Here is an 18,451-nt window from a genome sequence, read left to right on the forward strand (position 1 = left end):
CAGGGCGTTCTAAAAGGCAGTTATTCCTGATTATAAGGAAAGCAGGACGTTCTTTTTTACGCAGTTTTTTATTCGTAAACAACTCTAAGACATCAGCCCAGGGCCCTCTTACTTGCGGCCGGCCAATATTTCCTCCACCACCAGCGGATCGAGCAGCGTGGTAACGTCGCCGAGATTGGTGGTTTCGCCCTCTGCCACTTTGCGCAGAATGCGGCGCATGATTTTGCCGGAGCGGGTTTTAGGCAGGCCGCTCACGAATTGAATCTTGTCGGGCTTGGCGATGCGGCCAATTTCGGCCACCACGGCCTCGATGATGCTGGCTTCGGCCATTTGCAGGTCGAGGTCGGTGGTGGGCACGCCGTGCTGGCAGATGACGTAGGCGTAGATACCCTGGCCCTTCACGTCGTGCGGGTAGCCCACCACGGCGCTTTCCACCACGTAGTCGCTCTGGTTGATGGCGTTCTCAATTTCAGCCGTGCCGAAGCGGTGGCCACTCACGTTAATCACGTCATCGACGCGGCCAATGATGCGGTAGAGGCCCTTTTCGTCGCGCCGGGCCCCGTCGCCGGTGAAGTAGTAGCCCGGGTAGGGCGCGAAGTAGGTCTGGCGGGCGCGCTCGTGGTCGCCCCAGGTGGTGCGGATTACACCCGGCCAGCTGCCCTTGATGACCAGGTAGCCCTCCTGGTCGTTGCCTTCGATTTCGGAGCCGTCCTGGTTCAGCAGCACGGGCTGCACGCCGGGCAGCGGCAGGCCGGCGCGGGCGGGCACGCTGGGCGTGATGCCGGCCAGGGCCGAAATCATGATGCCGCCGGTTTCGGTCTGCCACCACGTGTCCACGATGGGGCAGCGACCCTTGCCCACGTGCTGGTCGTACCAATGCCAAGCCTCTTCATTGATGGGCTCGCCCACCGAGCCCAGTACGCGCAAGCTGCTGAGCGAGTAGGCCAGCACGTGGTCAATCGGCGTGGCCATGAGGCTACGGATGGCGGTGGGCGCGGTGTAAAAAATGGTGACGTGGTGCTTATCAATCACCTCCCAGAAGCGGCCCGGCGACGGGAACGTAGGCACGCCCTCGAACAAAAGCGTGGTGCTGCCGGCCAGCAGCGGCCCGTACAGCCCGTAGGTGTGGCCCGTGACCCAGCCGATGTCGGCGGTGCACCAATGCATGTCGTTTTCCTCGACCTGAAAGACGTTACGAAACGTATAATCGGCCCAGACCATGTAGCCGGCCTGGGTGTGCACCACGCCCTTGGGCTTGCCGGTACTGCCGCTGGTGTAAAGGATGAAGAGCGGGTCCTCGGCGGCCATTTCTTCGGCGGGGCAGTCGTTGGATACGCTTTTTACTTCGTCGTGATACCATACGTCGCGGCCCTCTTTCAACTCAACGGGCCAGCCGGTGTGCTCTACCACAATGACGCGGCGCACGCTGGGGCAGTGTTCCAGCGCCTTATCGACCACGCTCTTCACCGGGATTTGCTTTGCGCCCCGGTCGAGGCCGTCGGCAGTGAGGACGAAGGCGGCATCAGCATCGTTGATGCGGTCGGCGACGGCGGTGGCCGAGAAGCCGGCAAAAATGACCCCGTGAACCGCCCCGATGCGGGCGCAGGCCAGCACGGCAATGGCCAGGGCCGGGATCATAGGCAGGTAGAGGACCACACGGTCGCCCTTCTGCACGCCGTTTTGCTTGAGGACGTTGGCAAACTGGCACACTCGCTGGTGCAGCTCGCGGTAGGTGAGGCGCAGGTGCCGGGTTTTGGGGTCGTTGGGCTCGAAGACGATGGCCAGCTTGTTGGCACGCTGGGCGAGGTGGCGGTCAAGGCAGTTTTCGGTGATGTTGAGGGTAGCCCCGGCGTACCAGGTACTTTCGCCGGCTGGCGAAAAGTCGCCGCCGCGCACGGTATTCCACTTTTTACGCCAAGTGAAGGCCTCGGCGGCTTCGGCCCAGAAGGCGTCGGGGTCTTCGATGGACTGCTGGTAGTCGGCGTGGTACTCTTCGAGGGTGCGGATGCGAGTGTGCATGGGGAATATTAGGAAGTGAGAATAACAGAAAACAAGTAAGCGGCGCGGCCCGCCCCTGGGGCCCCGGCGCAGCGCACCGGGCCCCAGGGGCGGCAAGCTAGGCCGGCGGGCCGGGTTCGAAGGCCTGGCCCACGCCGCGCCGCTGCAAGTCGGCGCGGATTTCGTCGAGGATGCGCGGGTCGTCGATGGTAGCGGGCAGGGCAAAAGCTTCGCCGTCGGCGAGCTGGCGCAGGGTTTTGCGGAGGATTTTACCGGAGCGGGTTTTGGGCAGGCGCTGCACCACCAGCACTTGGCGAAAGCAGGCCAGGGCCCCAATGCGGGCGCGCACCGCCGCCACTAGCTCGCGCTCCAAGGGGCCCTCGCCCACCGTTTGGCCGTCCTTCAGCACCACCAGGCCCACCGGCACCTGGCCGCGCAGGGCATCGGCAATGCCCAGCACGGCGCACTCGGCCACGGCGGGGTGGGCGGCCAATATTTCCTCCATCTCGCCGGTGCTCAGGCGGTGGCCGGCCACATTAATCACGTCGTCGGTGCGGCCCATGATGTAGCAGTAGCCGTCGGCGTCGCGGTAGCCGCCGTCGCCGCTCAGGTAGTAGCCCGGAAACACGTCGTGGTAGGCGCGGTAGCGGGCCTCATCCTGCCACAGAGCCGGAAAGCAGCCCGGAGGCAGCGGCAGGCGCACGGCAACCAGGCCGGTGGTGCCAGCAGGCACCGGTTGGCCAGCCTCGTCGAGCACCTGCACATCGAAGCCCGGCACCGGGAACCCGGCGCTGCCGGCGCGCGGGGGCCCCATTGCGGCCAGGCCCACCAGCGTGGCCAGCATGGGCCAGCCCGACTCGGTTTGCCACCAGTGGTCCACCACGGGCACGCCCAGCACCTGCTGGGACCAGGCAAAGGTGGCGGGGTCGCAGCGCTCGCCGGCCAGGAACAGGTGGCGCAGGCTGCGGAGGTCGTAGTTTTTAGCCAGCAGGCCCTCGGGGTCTTCTTTTTTGATGGCCCGGATGGCCGTGGGGGCCGTGAAGAGCACGTTGACGCGGTGCTGCGCCACCAGGCGCCAGAACGTGCCGGCGTCGGGGGTGCGCACGGGCTTGCCCTCGAATAGCACCGACGTGCAGCCCCGCAGCAAGGGCCCGTACACGATGTAGCTGCTGCCCACGGCCCACCCAATGTCGGAGCCGGTAAAAATGACGTCGCCGGGGTCCAAATCGTAAATGGCCTCCATGCTGAAGCGCAGAGCCACGGCGTGGCCGCCGTGGTCGCGCACTACGCCCTTGGGCCGCCCGGTGGTGCCGCTGGTGTAGAGGATGTAGAGCGGGTGCGTGGCCGGCACGGGCACGGCTGGCACGGGCTCGTTCCAATACATTTTAAAAAATTCGATGTCCCTACCAGATTGCATTTCAGCAGTTACAAAGCGACGCTGATGAACCACTACATGGGCGGGCTTGTGCTTCGCTTTTTCGATGGCTTCGTCCACCAGCGGCTTGTAGGGAATGATGCGGTCGAATTCCATCCCGCCCGAGGCGCAAACGATGATCTTGGGTTGAGCGTCGTCAATGCGCACCGCCAGCTCGTGTGGCGCGAAGCCCCCAAACACCACCGAGTGGATGGCCCCCAGCCGGGCGCAGGCCAGCATGGCGATGACGGCCTCGGGCAAGTTAGGCATGTAGATGATGACCCGATCACCCATTTCGACGCCCAATTTACGCAGCCCCCCAGCGAAACGGGCCGTCAGATTCAGCAACTGCGCATAGGTATAGGTGCTAAGAGTTTGCGTCACCGGCGAGTCAAAAATCAACGCAGCCTGGGGCCCCCGCCCCTGCGCTACGTGGTGATCGAGGCAGAGATACGACGTATTCAGGGTGCCGTCAGCAAACCAGCGGTGAGCCCCGTTGGCTTCGTCCTGGCTCAGGGCCCCGGTGGGCGGGCGGTGCCAGGCCAGGTGGCGGGCCTGGGCCAGCCAAAACCCGGCGGGGTCGGCTAGGCTGGTGGCGTGGGTAGCGGCGTAGGAGCAGACAGGTTTCATCGGCGGGTGGGAATGGGGGGAAGGGTGAGGTTAGGGGGCTAGCCTTTAGGTAATGGGCCGCTACAGATCAGCACGCGGGGGTAAATGGCCGCTGGGCCGCAGCTGGGGGTATCGGTCAAAATGCAAAAGCCAGGTGCCGACGAGCAGAACCCGCAAGTCGATAATGAAAATCCATAAGTCAATGAGCAGAACCTATGAGCCAGCAATAAAAAGCTAAAGGCCAGCGGGCAAAACCCATAAGTCAACAGCGAAAAGCTGACATCCAAGGGGCAAACCCCCCAGGGCGGTCTTCAAAAGCCCACGGCCCGTGGCCAAAAGCTAAATGCCGTTAGCCAGCAGCTCCCGCACTTTTTCCATCAGCTGGCGGGTGCTGAAGGGCTTGGGCACGTACAAATCCGCCCCCACGTCGTAGCCTTTTTGCACGTCGGCATCGCGGCTTTTGGCCGAGAGGAACACGACCTTGGTGGCGGCACGGTCGGGGCGCTGGCGCAGCTGCTGGCACACCTGGTAGCCGTCCACGTCGGGCATCATTACGTCGAGTAGCACCAGGTCGAAAGGCGTTTCGGCGATGGCGGCCAGCGCTTCGGTGCCATTGCGGGCAATGCCCACCCGGTAGCCGTTCTTGCGCATCAAAAATTCGAGCGACATGACGATATTGGGCTCGTCGTCGACGATGAGGATGTGGGGCGTTTTCATAACTGTTAGCCAGTAACTTGGCAGGGAAATGAACGGTGCTAACGACTAAGCGCCATCAGCTAAAAGCTTAACCGAAAGCGGCAGCTCGACGAAGAAGCGGGCCCCGTGCTCCAGGGCGCTTTCGACCCAGATGCGGCCCTGGTGCAGCTCCACGATGCGGCGGGTAATGGCCAGGCCCAGGCCCGAGCCCTCGGGCTTACGCAGGGCCTGGTGCCGGGCCTGGAAAAACTTGTCGAAGATGAGGTGGTGCTCGGCGGGCGAGATGCCCTTGCCGTTGTCTTCCACGCACAGCAGCACGGCGTCGGCGGCGGGCCAGGCCAGCACTGCGATGCGGCCCCGGCCGCCAGGCGGGCAGGCCTTCACGGCGTTCGAGAGCAGGTTGATGAGCACCTGCATCAGCCGGTCGCGGTCGGCGGGCAGGGCGGGCAAGGTAGCGGGCACGTCCACGCGCAGCTCGATGCCGCGGGCGCGGGCCAGGGGCCCCACGGCGGCCACGGCGGCGGCCACCACCTCGGCCAGCACCACAGGGGCCCGCGCCAGGGTGGCCTGGCCGCTCTCGTACTTTTCCAGGTCGAGCACCAGGGAAATGAGCCGGGTGAGGCGTTCGGCCTCGCGGCTGATGGTGAGCTGGAAGTTTTCGCGCTCGACCACGTCCAGGTCGGGGTTGTCGGCCAGAATCTCGGCCAGGGCCCGGATGCTGGTGAGTGGCGTGCGCAGCTCGTGCGTCACAGTGTAAAGGAACTCGTCCTTCTGCTGGTCGAGGGCCTGGAGCTGGTCGTAGGCCTGGCGCAGCTCGTCGGTAAGGCGCTGGAGCTGGCGGCTCTGCTTCTGGAGCTGGCGGTTAGCCTCCAGTAGCTGCTGGCTCTCCTTGAGGATGCCCACTATGTTGTCGTAGCTGATTTCTTCGGCGCCCGCCACCGAGGCCAGCAGCAGCCGCGCCGAGGCGGGGCCCAGGGTGCCGGCCAGCAGCTTTTCGGCGTAGGTGAGCAGGCGCGGGTCGGCAGAAACGAACGAGTGAGGCTCGGGCCGCGGCCCCGAGCGCACGGGAACCGAAGCGGGCGTGGGCAGCGCGTCGGGGAAGCGCACGGCGAAGGCGCCCAGGGCCTGGTTGGTGCGGCGCTTGCCCAGGAAGCCCAGCAGCAGGGCCCGCACGTCGGGCAGCGGGGTGCGGCCCTGCCAGCCGGCCACCTCCTCGGCCAGGCTGCGGCGCCGGAACACGTCCACGAACACGTCGGCCTGCCGGCGCTCCAGGGCCGTGGGCGCCTTCGCCAGCGAGAGGCCCACATAAAGCCCAATGTTGAGAAACCAGCTCCAGAACAGCCCGTGCGAAAGCGGGTCGAGCCCGTCGAGGCCGAACAGGGCTTCGGGCCGCAGCCAAGCCAAGCCGCCCACGCCCGCGCTGAGCACGCTGGCCGGCAGCCGCCCGGGGCCCACCAGCGTGGGCAGCACCAACGTAAAAAACCACACCGCGAAGCCCGCCAGCAGGCCCGCCGTAGCCCCGCGCCGGGTGCCACCCTTCCAGTACAGGGCCCCCAGCACGGCGGGCACAAACTGCGCCACGGCGGCAAACGACACTAAGCCGGTGTTCACCAGCGACAGCTGGCGGCCCACTTCGGCGTAGTAGGCGTAGGCCAGCAGCAGCACCAGCACCACGGCCAGGCGGCGGCTTTCGAGGGCCACGCGGCCCAGGTAAGCAAACCAGCGGGTTTGGCGAGCGGGGCCGGCGGCCGGCACGCGCACCAGCAGCGGCATCAGCAAGTGGTTGCTAATCATCACGCTCAGGGCAATGGTCTCGACGATGATCATGCCGCTAGCCGCCGACAGGCCCCCCAGGTAGGTGAGCAGCGCCAGCCACGGGTGGCCGGTAGCCAGCGGCAGGGCCAGCACAAAGGTGTCGGCGTCGAAGCCCCGCCCGCCCAGGCGCAGCATCCCGCCGAAGGCCACCGGTAGCACAAACAGGTTGATGACGATGAGGTAGAGCGGGAACAGCCACATGGCCTTGCGCAGGTGGTCCTCGTCCACGTTCTCTACCACCGCCACCTGGAACTGGCGCGGCAGCAGCAGCACCGCCGACATGCCCAGCACCAGCAGCGTGCCCCATTCGGCGGCGCCCGTGCCGGCCCCACGCAGCGTGAAGAGCTGCCGCAGCGCCGGCACCGCCGCGGCTTGGTCAAACACGTCGCCGAAGCCGTGGAACAGTCGGAACGTGACGAAGCCGCCCATCAGCAGGAAGGCCAGTAGCTTGACGAGGCTTTCCAGGGCCACGGCCAGCACCATGCCCTCGTGGCGCTCGGTGGCCTCCACCGAGCGCACCCCAAACAGGATGGTGAACACCGCCAGGGCCCCCGTGGTGTAGAGGGCCGTGGTGGCCGCGCCCCCCACCCCGCTCCCCGTCAGCACCACAAACGAAGCGGCAATACCCTTGATTTGCAGCGCGATGTAGGGCACCACCCCCAGCACGCACACCGCCGTGACCAGGGCCCCCAGGGCGGCGTTTTTGCCGTAGCGGGCCGAAATGAAGTCAGCAATGGACGTGAGGCGCTGCTGCCGGCACACCCGGATGATTTTGCGCAGCACCAGCCACCACACCGGCGCCAGCAGCGTGGGCCCCACATAAATGCCCACAAAGCTGAGCCCCGCGTGCGCCGCCCGCCCCACCGAGCCGTAGTACGTCCAGGCCGTGCAGTACACGGCCATGCTCAGGGCGTACACGTAGGGGTTGGCCACCAGGCTTTTGCGCGCCGCCGACCGGCGCTCCGCCGCGTAGGCCACCCCGAAGAGCAGGGCCAGGTAGCCGAACGAAAAGCCAATGACGAGCAGCCTGTTCATTTAACAGTTATCATTTAACAAGGCGTTTGCCTCGAAACTTCACGCGGTGTTTTGGGGTGTCGTTCTATCTAAAGCACTGCGAAACACTGCGTGAAATTTTAATATGGAAACCCCCATCATTCAGCCAGAAGGTACATCGGCGGGTCGTTCGACTGTTAAATGACAAATGTTAATTGTTAATTGATTTTCGCACCAAATACCCCGTTGTGGCCACCACCAGCACCCACGTAAGCAGCACGTAGAGGTAGAGCACGGGCACGCCGGCCACGCGGCCGTCGCGGTCGAACACGGCCAGCAGAGGGAAATTCAGCAGCGCGCCGAACAGCACAGCCACGAACAGCAGGCGCTGGCCGCGGCGCTGCTCGGCCTCTTCGTCGGGGGGCAGTTGGGACATGAGAAGTAAACGAAGAAAAGACGTTTTGGGGCCCCCTGGGCAAACAAAAAATCCGCCGGACGCGGGGCCCGGCGGATTCTGGATGGCTACTGGCCAGGCAAACCGGGAATTACTTGTCCATCAGCTTCACGTTGCGCGTGTCCTTCATCAGGGCCATGCCCACGAAGAAGCAGATGAGGGCAATAACGACCGGGTACACGAGGCCGAGCAAGCTGCTATGCTCTTTGGAGAAGGTGCCCGCCGGCTGCTTGGCGGCCCACACGCCGATGGACGTGGCAATGAGCGGCACAAATCCGCCAAACACGCCGTTGCCGATGTGGTAGGGCACCGAAAGCGAGGTGTAGCGCACGCTGGTCGGGAACAGTTCGACGAGGTAGGCGGCGATGGGGCCGTACACCATCGTCACGAAAAATACCAGCAGGAAGGTGAGCACCGTCATCATGAACACGTTGGGAGCCAGGGCCTTCATCACGGCGGGCACGGCCTGGCCGGCGGCGTCCACGGTGGCGGGCGTAATTTCCGTCAGGGGCCCGGCATAGGCCTTGATGCCGTAGAAAAGCGGAATGGTGAACAGGGCCCCGCAAATCATGCCCGTCATGATGATGCGCTTGCGGCCGATGCGGTCGGAGAGCGAGCCGAAGTAGATGAACAGGGGCGTGGCCAGCACCATCGCAACCACCAGAATCGTGCTGGAGTCGATGATGTCAAGCTTCAGGGTGCTGTTCATGAAGGAATACGCCTGAAACTGCGAGGTGTAGAAAATTACGCCCTGGCCCATCGTGACGCCGAACAGGGCGATGAGCACCAGCCGGCGATTCACGGGGTTCACAAACGAGTCGCGCAGCGGGCTTTTGCTGGTGGTGCCGGTGGCCTTGGCCTTGGCAAACAGCGGCGACTCGTGCAGCTTCTTGCGGATGTAGTACGAGGCAATGACCAGGAAGCCCGAGAGCAGGAACGGCAGGCGCCAGCCCCACTCCTTGAAGGCCGCCTCGCCCATCGTTTTGCGGGTAATCACAATCACCAGAATGCTGAGGATGAGGCCCCCGGTGGCCGTAATCTGGATGAAGCTGGTGTAGTAGCCGCGCTTCTTGTCGGGGGCGTACTCGGCCACGTAGGTGGCGGCGCCGCCGTACTCGCCGCCCAGGGCCAGGCCCTGCAACAAGCGCAGAACTACGACGATGATGGGGGCCGCGACGCCGATGGTGTCGTAGCTCGGAATGAGGCCCGTGACGAACGTGGCCCCGCCCATGATCAGCAGCGTGACCAGAAACGTGTACTTACGCCCGATCATGTCGCCGAGGCGGCCAAAAAACACAGCCCCGAACGGCCGCACTACGAAGCCCGCCCCAAACACGGCCAAGGCCCCCAGCAGGGAATCCTCAATCTTGCCCGCGTGCCCGAACAGCACCGGCCCAATGATAGCCGCCAGCGAGCCAAAGATGTAGAAATCGTACCACTCGATGACCGTGCCCACCGACGAGGCCGTGATGACCTGCCAGATGGTTTTCGAATCGACCTGGTTGTTGTCGTGCGCCGCCGGCGCATCCAAGTCGACCGCGTAGGCGGGATTCAGGCTTTGGTCCATGAGGTTGGGTGGGAGATAATGGCTGGTGGTGAGGGGTGGTTACCGAAGGGCCGGTAATTGCTACGCGCTGGTTACCAAGCCCGGGCTCCGGGCTTTTTACAAGAATACCTGCGTTTGCAGGGTCACTTCGGGGCGGTACTTCACATCGTTGACGTTGGTGAAATCGGGGCGGGCGCGGTAGTTGAGCGTCACCTTGGCGTTGTGCCCGTCGAGGAGCACGTTAGCACCTATGTCGTAGATGTTCACACCCTTAATGTTCCCGTCGGAGGTGCGCAGGCCTTCGTAGTTGCTGTGCAGGTAGGCCACGTAGGGCTGGAGGCGAGCCCTGCTGCCGAGCGTGTTCTTGGGCATCAGGAAGCCCAGCTGGCCGTACACAGTGCCCCCGGTGCCCGATTGTGGCACGGCGTTGCCGCGCGTGGCCACGGCACCGTAGCCGGGGTTTTCGGCCCCCACGTAGCGCACGTAGTTGGGCCCGAAGTTGTAGTTCCAGTACACGCCGTAGAACGTGATGGCGGTGTGCTTGACCGTATCAAGCGGCGCGTCGTAAAAAACATCGGCCCCGAAAAGCTTGATGTCGTGCTTTTCGGTGGGCACGGCGGCGTAGAGGTCGGTACCCGGGGCCAGGTTGGCCAGGTTGACCGCGCTGCCGCTGGAGCGCGAGTACATGCCGTTCTGGTTGTACATAAAGCCCGCCCCGATGCTCAGCACGCGCTTGGTGCCCAGGTAAGTGCCCTGGGTGTAGGGCAGCAGGTTGGCCTCGGGCTCCAGGAAGTTGTAGCTGAAGTAGCCCTGGTACACGTGCCCGTCGTTCCGGGGGTTGTACTGAGCGGCGTTGGTGCCCGTGTTGATGCCGGCCAACGTGGTGCCCAGGCCCAAGGGGTTGCCGGTTTGCACACCGCCCACTACGTAGTTGGGGTTGGTAGGCAGGTTGGTCAGGAAGGGGTCGCTCATCGACACGCGGTAGTCGAACTTGCCGACGCGGCCCTTGGCATACACGCCAATCCAGCGCGCAAACTGGTCGATGGCGTCAATGGTCGGGAAGTTGGTCAGCGGCACGTCCATCGTCAGGATGCTCGTGGTGCTGGCATTGGTCATGCGCGAGATGCCGTTGTAGTAGTGCAGCCCCGCCCCCAGGCTCAGGTACTTGTTAACCTTGTACTCGGTCACGGCTTCGTGGATGAAGAGCTGCGGCTTCTTGCCGTCTACCCCCGGTGACACGCCCCCGCTCACCGCGTTCTGGTTGTTGATACCCAGGTGCGTATACACCAGAAACCGGGGGCTGAGCTGAGCCAGTATCACCAGGCGCGAGCGGCGGATGCCGAAGTCCAGCTGGCTCGATTTGGGCTCGTTGGGAGCGCGCAACGTGTTGGTGTTATTCTCGTTGTAACGGGCGTATACCTGCGTCCAGAGCAGAAAGCGCAGGTACTTAGAGCCGTCGGGCGAGATGTTAATCTTCATGCCCGGCCCGTAGGCAGCCGATTTGGCGGGGGCCACCGGGGTGGGCGGCGCAGCCAGCGCGGCGGGCGGTGCCGCCGTGCCCGTGGCTGGCGGCGCTACCTGCCCAAACGCCGACCCAGCACCGGCCAGTAGCAACCCGGTGAGGACCAGTGTGTAGCGATTAGTCTGCATAAAAAAGAAAGGAATGGTGGGAAGAGGATATGGGCAGGGCCCCAAAGCGGGCACTGCCACAGTTTGGCACGGCTAAGTACCATTACAGGGCGGCCGGTTGGTATACCTGTGCAGTCGTTTTGCTAACGTTCTATAGCTTTAATAATTATTAACTAGGCATACGCCTCAAAATCACAAGGCAGCTGGGCCGCCGTGCCCGGAGCGGGGGGGCGCTTCGTATTTTCAATAGCTGCTGCCCCTGCATTTGTAGCCAGAAACTGCACCCACCAAAAAGCCGAATCAGCCCTTTTCACCCGTATTGTGCACAAGGCATGGTTTCGCCAATCCGCCCTGAACAACAATAGCAAATGAGCAAATCTATATCATTTTAGCGTTAAACCACTTTTGCCTACTATACTCATAGCCAGATGGGAATAACGAAAAGGGGCAGCCCCGTGCGGAGGCTGCCCCTGGCAAGCGGGCGGCGTTAGCAATAGCTATTCTGTGTAATCCAGGTCTTTGGCGTAGGTTTCGGGCAAGGTGCTGGCGCCGAAGAAGGCCAGCCCCAACAGCACCGCCCCAATAAGGCCGGCAGCCCCCACCATGCCCAACGACGGGCAGGCCTTGAGCGCCTTGTAGGCAGGGGCGATGAGCACGGTGGCCCCACGCGCAAAATTGGGGGCCGTGGTGGCCACCGTGGAGCGCAGATTGGTACCAAACTGCTCGGCCGCCACCGTCACAAACAGCGCCCAGAACCCGCCGGTGAAGCCGATCAGAAAGCACACCGTGTAGAACACCGACGTGCTGGCCCCCTCCAGGCCAAACAAATAGGCCGCCACCGTGACGGCCGACGAGAGGATAAAGATTTGCAGCGTGCGGTTGCGGCTCTTGATAAGCTGGCTCACGCTGCCACTGGTGACATCGCCAAGGGTAAGGCCGAAGTAGCACCAGAAAATGCTCAGGCCGCCCGTCACGGGCCCTTGCAGGTGAAACTGCTGGCCAAACTCGGGGGCCAGCGTGATGAGGATACCCACCAGGTACCAAAACGGGGCCCCCACCAGCAGGCAGCGCAGATACTTGTAAAACCGGGGCCCGTTGGTGAACAGGCTCAGGAAATTGCCGCGGGCCACATCGGCGCGCTTGGTTTGCTCAAACATGCCCGACTCGAACACGCCCGCCCGCAGCGCCAGCAGCGCCAGGCCCAGCCCGCCGCCGATGAAGTAGGCATTGCGCCAGCCAAACTGCTGCCCCACCAGGTAGGCCACCATGGCCCCGCTCACGCCCACCGACGCCACGATCATCGTGCCGTAGCCGCGCTTTTCTTTGGGCAGGCTCTCGGCCACCAGCGTGATGCCCGCGCCCAGCTCGCCGGCCAGGCCCACGCCCGCAATCAGGCGCAGCCAAGCGTACTGCGGCACGGACTGCACAAAGCCGTTGGCGATGTTGGCCAGCGAATAGAGCAGAATGGAGCCGAACAGCACCGACAGCCGCCCGCGCTTATCGCCCAGCACGCCCCACAAAATACCGCCCAGCAGCATGCCCCACATCTGCATGCTCAGCAAGTACAGGCCCTGGTCGGTGACGGCGGCGGGGTCGGTTATGCCAAGGCTATTCAGGCTTTTGACCCGGATGATACTGAACAGCACCAGGTCGTAGATATCGACAAAATAGCCCAGCGATGCCACCATAACGACAGCGCTGAGCAAGCCCGCCGCGGGCCGGCCAGTTGGCACAGGCGAGGGTTGGAGAGCGTGCATAATAAGAGAGCAGAAAAAGTAAGAAAAAATGCGTGCCGTGCGGTAGCCAGCCACCCCTACCCGGCCCGAAACCGCTCCCAGCGGATCATCATGTACTTGTCGCCCAGCTCGGTCACGACCAGGCCGGCGCCTTTCAGGTTTTCGGGCTTCTGAAAGAATTCGGCCAGCTCCTTCTGGTTCAGGATTTTGTAGGTCGGGTGGTAGTCGGGCTGGCGCGGAGCCTTCACGCCGTACTTCTTCACCCAGTTCATCACGCTCACGTGGCTTACGCCCAGCAGACGCTCGATTTCGCGGTAGCTCACGCCTTCGATGTAGAGCTGCAGCGCCTTCACCACGTAGTACGGGTTCACCTCGCGGCCCACCTTGGCCACGGTGTAGTGGTAGCCGCAGGCCCGGCACTTAAAGCGCTGCCGCTCATTGACAACACCGCTTTTGGTGGCTTCCTTCGAGTCGCACTTGGGGCAAACGGGCGTGGTCATTGGCGGTGAAATCGAGCGCGGCGAAAACCAAATCTATAGCTTTTTAGCAAACAGGCAACCCTTTGTTAAAAGTACAGTTCGACGGCCGGGCCCCAAAGCTACCGCGGGCACTGCGGTGCCCGCGGTAGCTTTGGGGCCCAACCTTGCGCTTCGCCCCATGACTCCCCTTGCCCCTGCTACCTTCCATTCCGTTTCGCCCGCCGATCTCACGCCCGCCCAGTGGATGCCGCTGCTCGGCGGCGCAGTGGCCCCGCGCCCCATCGCCTTTGCCAGCACCGTGGACGCCGACGGGCGCGTGAACCTGAGCCCGTACAGCTTCTTCAACGTATTCAGCTACACGCCGCCCATGCTCGTGTTTTCGCCCGTGAACCGCCTGCGCGACGGCTCCGAAAAGCACACGCTGCTGAACGTGCGCGCCGTGCCCGAGGTCGTCATCAACATCTGCGACTACGCCATGGTGCAGCAGCTGTCGCTGGCCAGCGCCGAGTACCCGGCGGGCGTGAACGAATTTGCCAAGGCCGGCTTCACCGAGCTGGCCAGCGACCAGGTGCGCCCGCCGCGCGTGGCCGAGGCCCCCGCCGCCTTCGAGTGCGTAGTGGAGCAGATCGTCGAGCTCAGCCAAGGCCCCGGGGCGGGCCACCTGGTGGTATGCCGCGCGGTACGGGCCCACTTCCGCCAGGATATTCTGCTGCCCGGCGCCGCCGGCATCGACCCCTACAAGCTCGACGCCGTGGCCCGGCTGGGCGGCGACTGGTACAGCCGCGCCAGCGGGGCCAGCCTCTTCGAAGTGGTGCGGCCCAACCGCCGCCTGGGCATGGGCCACGACCAGCTGCCGGCGCGCATCCGCACCAGCAATATTTTAACCGGCAACGACCTGGGCCAACTCGCCAACGTGGAGCACGAGGCCCTGCCCACCCCCGCGCAAGTCGAGGAATTTAAAACCGAACCAATGGTGGCCTACTTGCTAAACAAATATCCCGCCGGGGCCCCCGACCAGCAGCAACAATTGACGCTCCTGGCCCAGCAGTTTCTGGCCGAAGGACGGGTAGTGGAAGCGTGGAAGGCACTTCTGCTCGGCTAAATAGCATAACGCTGCCGCGAACTGTGGAGGATGAAATAGTCTTGGCAAACCGGTGGCTTGAACTGGATACTAACCTGACGGGCCACGGGCGGGATGATAGAAAATTATTCTTGCTGCGTGCTACACAAAATCTCCGCTTTTCAGTTGCCATATTTGAAACAAATAGCCTCACCGCATGACCGACATTTCCATTGCCCAATCCGTAATTCTGCCGCCGATTAAAGAAGCGGCCGCGCGCCTGGGTATTCCCGAAGACGACCTGGAACCCTATGGCCGCTACAAAGCCAAGCTACCCCTGCACCTGATAGCCCCAGAAAAGATAGCCGCCGCGAAGTTGATTCTGGTCACGGCCATCACGCCCACCCCGGCCGGCGAGGGCAAAACCACGGTGTCCATCGGCTTGGGCGACGGGCTGAGTAAGCTAGGCAAAAAAGTTGTGGTGGTGCTACGCGAGCCATCGCTGGGGCCGGTGTTCGGAGCCAAGGGCGGGGCAACCGGCGGCGGCCACTCGCAGGTAAGCCCGATGGTGGACATCAACCTGCACTTCACCGGCGACTTCAACGCCGTGGAAAAGGCCAACAACCTGCTGGCTGCCTTGCTTGACAACGCCATCCAGACGCCCAACCACCCCCTCCGCATCGACCCGCGCACCGTGCTCTGGAAGCGCTGCCTCGACCTGAACGACCGCAGCCTGCGCCAGACCATCGTGGGCCTCGGCGGCAAAGCCAATGGGGTGATGCGCAGCGACGGCTTCAATATCACGGCCGCCTCCGAGGTGATGGCCATCCTGTGCCTGGCCACCAGCCTGCCCGACCTAAAGGCCAAACTCGGCAACATCCTCGTGGCCTTCAGCTACGCCAACGAGCCCATCTACGCCCGCCAGCTGCAAGCTGAAGCGGCCATGACCATCCTGCTGCGCGACGCGCTAAAGCCCAACCTGGTGCAAACCTTGGAGCAAACCCCCGCCCTGGTGCACGGCGGCCCCTTCGCCAACATCGCCCAGGGCACTAACACCGTACTAGCCACCCGCATGGGCCTCTCCTTGGGCGACTACGTGGTGACGGAGGCCGGTTTCGGGGCCGACCTGGGCGCCGAGAAGTTCCTCAACATCAAGTGCGGCTATGCCGGCCTGGCCCCCGCCGCCGTGGTGCTGGTAGCCACCGTACGCGCCCTGCGCCACCACGGCGGGGCCCCCGCCGCCGAGCTCAATACTCCCGACCTGGCCCGCTGTGAGCGGGGCTTTGCCAACCTGGCCAAGCACATCGAAAACATCCAGAAGTTTGGCTACCAACCCGTGGTGGCCATCAACCACTTCGTTACCGACACGCCCGAAGAAGTGGCCCTGGTGCAGCAGCTGTGCCATGCCCGCGGCGTGGAGGCCGTCCTCAGCACCAGCTGGGCCGAAGGTGGCGCCGGAGCCGCCACCCTGGCCGAGGCTGTGCTGGCCAATATTGCCAAAGGCACCAACCACCTGCGCCCGCTCTACGCCTGGGACCAACCGGTGAAAACTAAAATTGAAACCATTGCCCGCGAGGTGTACGGCGCGGTCGGCGTGGACTACACCGCCCAGGCCGAGGCCGACCTGCGCCGCATCGACCGGCTGGGCCTAGCCGGGCTGCCCATTTGCATGGCCAAAACCCAGAAGTCGTTTTCCGACAATGAGAAACTCATCAACCGGCCCGAAGGGTTCCGCGTCACCGTGCGCGAATGTGAGCTGGCGGCCGGCGCGGGCTTCCTAATTCCCATCCTCGGTACTCTGGTACGGATGCCTGGCCTGCCACCCGTGCCCGCTTCCGCCGGCATGGAAATCGACGACGATGGAGTAATTACGGGGTTGTCGTAGCCACAACAGTTGCTGTTATAGACTTCCCCTTAAAGTGGACCAAACGAAACTAGAGACAAAGTGAGAACTTAAGCACTGCTTAAATCATTGCTCCGTTTACCTAGTTCCGCACCGCAATTAGCAACCCCAATTCCTTGTACCGCATGTTATATTTCTTTCCAATCGCGGCGTTGGTGAGCGAGCCGCGGTAGATATAGACGCCGGCGCGGAAGTGCTCGTTGGTGAAGAGGACTTCGTTGATGCCGCCGTGCTGGTGAATTTCCTGGAGGATGGGGGTGAAAATGTTGCTCAGGGCGTTGGTGGCGGTGCGAGGCACGCGGGAGGCGATGTTGGGCACGCAATAGTGCACTACGTCGTACTTGCGGAAGATGGGCTGCGAGTGGCTGGTCATCTCGCTGGTTTCGAAGCAGCCGCCCTGGTCGATGCTCACGTCGATAACTATGGAGCCGGGGGCCATGCTGGCCACCATTTCCTCGGGCACCATGAACGGGATGCGGCCGTCCTCGATGCTCAGGGCCCCAATCACCACGTCGGCCCGGCGGATTTGCTGGCTCAAGGCAAACGTGTCCAAGGTACTAGTGTAGAGCTGGGTACCCAAGTTATGCTTGAGACGACGCAGCTTGTAGAGGTGGTTATCGAACACCTTCACCTCGGCGCCCAGGCCGATGGCGGCGCGGGCGGCGTACTCGGCCACCGTGCCGGCCCCCAAAATGACCACCTGCGAGGGCGGCACCCCCGTGATGCCCCCCAGGATGATGCCCTTGCCCTCGTTGGAGCGGGCCAGGTACTCGGCCGCCACCAACATCACCGTCGAGCCGGCAATTTCGCTCATGGCGCGCACCACGGGCATAGCCCCCGAGGGGTCGCGGATGAATTCAAACCCAATGGCGTTCACCTTCTTGCGTTGCAGCGCGGCGATATACTCGGCGGTAAGCGTCCCCATTTGCAGGGCCGAAATCAGCGTCTGGCCCGGGTGCAGGTACTCGATTTCGTCGCGCGTGGGCGGGGCTACCTTCAGCACGATGTCGGCCTGGAACACCTCCTGCGGCGAGTACACGATTTGGGCCCCGGCCTCGGAGTAGTTGTGGTCGGAGTACTTACTGGGCTCGCCGGCGCCGGCCTCCAGCACCACCTCGTGGCCGGCCGTGACGAGGTGCTGCACAGCTTCGGGCGTGAGGCCCAGGCGGTTCTCCTGGAGCGTGGTTTCGCGCGGCAGGCCAATGAAGAGCTTGCGCTTGCGCGTTTCCACGGCTAGCAGCGACTCCTGCGTAAAATAGGCGCGGCTGGCCGCGAGCGACTCGAAACCGGAGGGTAGTTGTTCGGGCATCGGGGGAAAAGGGAAATAAAAATTGTGAATTAAAATTTAAAATTTTCAGCGTGTTAAGCTGCTATTTTAAATTCGCGGCCCATAATTTTTAATTCTTAATTTATAATTTTTAATTCTATTTCCCGCGCTTCGGGGCCCGTGGGGGTGAGGGTGAGTTCAAGCCGGGGCACGGGCAGCAGCGCGGCCACGCGGTCCGGCCATTCTACTAAGCAAAGATACCCCGAATCGAAGTACTCGGCGGCCCCGATACGGGCGGCTTCCTCGACGGAATCGATGCGGTAGAAGTCGAAGTGGTACACCGGGGCCCCGCGGCCGTCGCGGTACTCGTGCACCAGCCCAAAGGTGGGGCTGCTGATGTCGTCGGCAATGCCCAGAGTCGCGCCCAGGGCCCGCACGAGGGTGGTTTTGCCGGCGCCCATTTCGCCCACCAGGGCTACCACCGGGCAGCCGCTGGCGGCAATGGCGGCGGCCAACTGCTGGGCGGCGGCGGGCAGGGCGGCGAGGGCGGGTACGGAAAGCTGAACGGATAGCATCGCGCAAAAATACCAACGCCCCGGTGCACGGGGCACCGTGGGCCGCCGCGGGGCCCCCGCACAACAGGCCGAAAGTCGAATTAAACGTTGGAAAATGAGCGGCTTTACCTATATCTTCCAGTCCTGCTAACGCTTGAATCCCTGCCTTCTTCTAACTTAATCCCTTGACTACGAACTGCCCAGTGCTTACCAGTACCGGGCCCGGAAGTTGCCCCAGGCCAACAAAATGCAGGCCCCCTGCACTATTGCGTTGCGCGCAGCCCAGCGGCCTCGGTCC

The 18,451-nt window shown here is 63.4% G+C and carries 13 protein-coding genes; 2 read left to right on the plus strand and 11 right to left on the minus strand.

Annotated features, from left to right (window positions below):
• Positions 1–108: 108 nt before the first annotated feature.
• The 9 genes from acs to DDQ68_RS06140 form a co-directional block, all read right to left on the minus strand.
• The gene (acs, locus tag DDQ68_RS06100) at positions 109–2,019 is read right to left on the minus strand and encodes an acetate--CoA ligase (protein ID WP_109655509.1); all 1,911 of its coding nucleotides are present in this window, start codon (positions 2,017–2,019) and stop codon (positions 109–111) included.
• Between the two features lie 97 nt (positions 2,020–2,116).
• A complete protein-coding gene (locus DDQ68_RS06105) occupies positions 2,117–4,042 on the minus strand; it encodes an AMP-binding protein (RefSeq protein WP_109655510.1) in 1,926 nt (641 codons plus the stop codon).
• 318 nt (positions 4,043–4,360) lie between these two features.
• The gene (locus DDQ68_RS06110) at positions 4,361–4,738 is read right to left on the minus strand and encodes a response regulator transcription factor (protein WP_109655511.1); all 378 of its coding nucleotides are present in this window, start codon (positions 4,736–4,738) and stop codon (positions 4,361–4,363) included.
• A 45-nt stretch (positions 4,739–4,783) separates the two neighbouring features.
• Entirely contained in the window at positions 4,784–7,567 is a 2,784-nt protein-coding gene (locus DDQ68_RS06115; RefSeq protein WP_109655512.1) for a sensor histidine kinase, read from the minus strand.
• A 169-nt stretch (positions 7,568–7,736) separates the two neighbouring features.
• Positions 7,737–7,961, minus strand: coding sequence for a hypothetical protein (locus DDQ68_RS06120; RefSeq protein WP_109655513.1), 225 nt, complete (start codon positions 7,959–7,961; stop codon positions 7,737–7,739).
• Between the two features lie 109 nt (positions 7,962–8,070).
• A complete protein-coding gene (locus DDQ68_RS06125) occupies positions 8,071–9,546 on the minus strand; it encodes an MFS transporter (protein ID WP_109655514.1) in 1,476 nt (491 codons plus the stop codon).
• A 96-nt stretch (positions 9,547–9,642) separates the two neighbouring features.
• Positions 9,643–11,175 carry a hypothetical protein gene (locus DDQ68_RS06130; protein WP_245897338.1) on the minus strand — a complete coding sequence of 511 codons (1,533 nt, stop codon included), beginning with the start codon at positions 11,173–11,175 and terminating at the stop codon, positions 9,643–9,645.
• Positions 11,176–11,651: 476 nt separating this feature from the next.
• A complete protein-coding gene (locus DDQ68_RS06135; protein ID WP_109655515.1) occupies positions 11,652–12,911 on the minus strand; it encodes an MFS transporter in 1,260 nt (419 codons plus the stop codon).
• A gap of 56 nt (positions 12,912–12,967) precedes the next feature.
• Positions 12,968–13,390 (minus strand): IS1/IS1595 family N-terminal zinc-binding domain-containing protein, encoded by a 423-nt coding sequence (locus DDQ68_RS06140; protein WP_109655516.1) that lies wholly within the window; start codon positions 13,388–13,390, stop codon positions 12,968–12,970.
• Between the two features lie 157 nt (positions 13,391–13,547).
• Between DDQ68_RS06140 and DDQ68_RS06145 the strand changes: the two genes are divergently transcribed.
• Complete coding sequence (locus DDQ68_RS06145) at positions 13,548–14,471, plus strand: flavin reductase family protein (RefSeq protein WP_109655517.1); 924 nt, start codon at positions 13,548–13,550, stop codon at positions 14,469–14,471.
• A gap of 175 nt (positions 14,472–14,646) precedes the next feature.
• Complete coding sequence (locus DDQ68_RS06150; RefSeq protein WP_109655518.1) at positions 14,647–16,314, plus strand: formate--tetrahydrofolate ligase; 1,668 nt, start codon at positions 14,647–14,649, stop codon at positions 16,312–16,314.
• Between the two features lie 100 nt (positions 16,315–16,414).
• On the opposite strand, the gene DDQ68_RS06155 is transcribed toward DDQ68_RS06150, so the two are convergent.
• Both DDQ68_RS06155 and tsaE read right to left on the minus strand, forming a co-directional pair.
• Positions 16,415–17,641: an alanine dehydrogenase gene (locus DDQ68_RS06155; protein WP_109655519.1), complete on the minus strand. Its 1,227-nt coding sequence runs from the start codon at positions 17,639–17,641 to the stop codon at positions 16,415–16,417.
• A gap of 95 nt (positions 17,642–17,736) precedes the next feature.
• Entirely contained in the window at positions 17,737–18,174 is a 438-nt protein-coding gene (tsaE, locus tag DDQ68_RS06160) for a tRNA (adenosine(37)-N6)-threonylcarbamoyltransferase complex ATPase subunit type 1 TsaE (RefSeq protein ID WP_109655520.1), read from the minus strand.
• Positions 18,175–18,451: the final 277 nt, after the last annotated feature.

This window comes from Hymenobacter nivis (assembly GCF_003149515.1).
In the GTDB taxonomy this organism is placed as follows: domain Bacteria; phylum Bacteroidota; class Bacteroidia; order Cytophagales; family Hymenobacteraceae; genus Hymenobacter; species Hymenobacter nivis.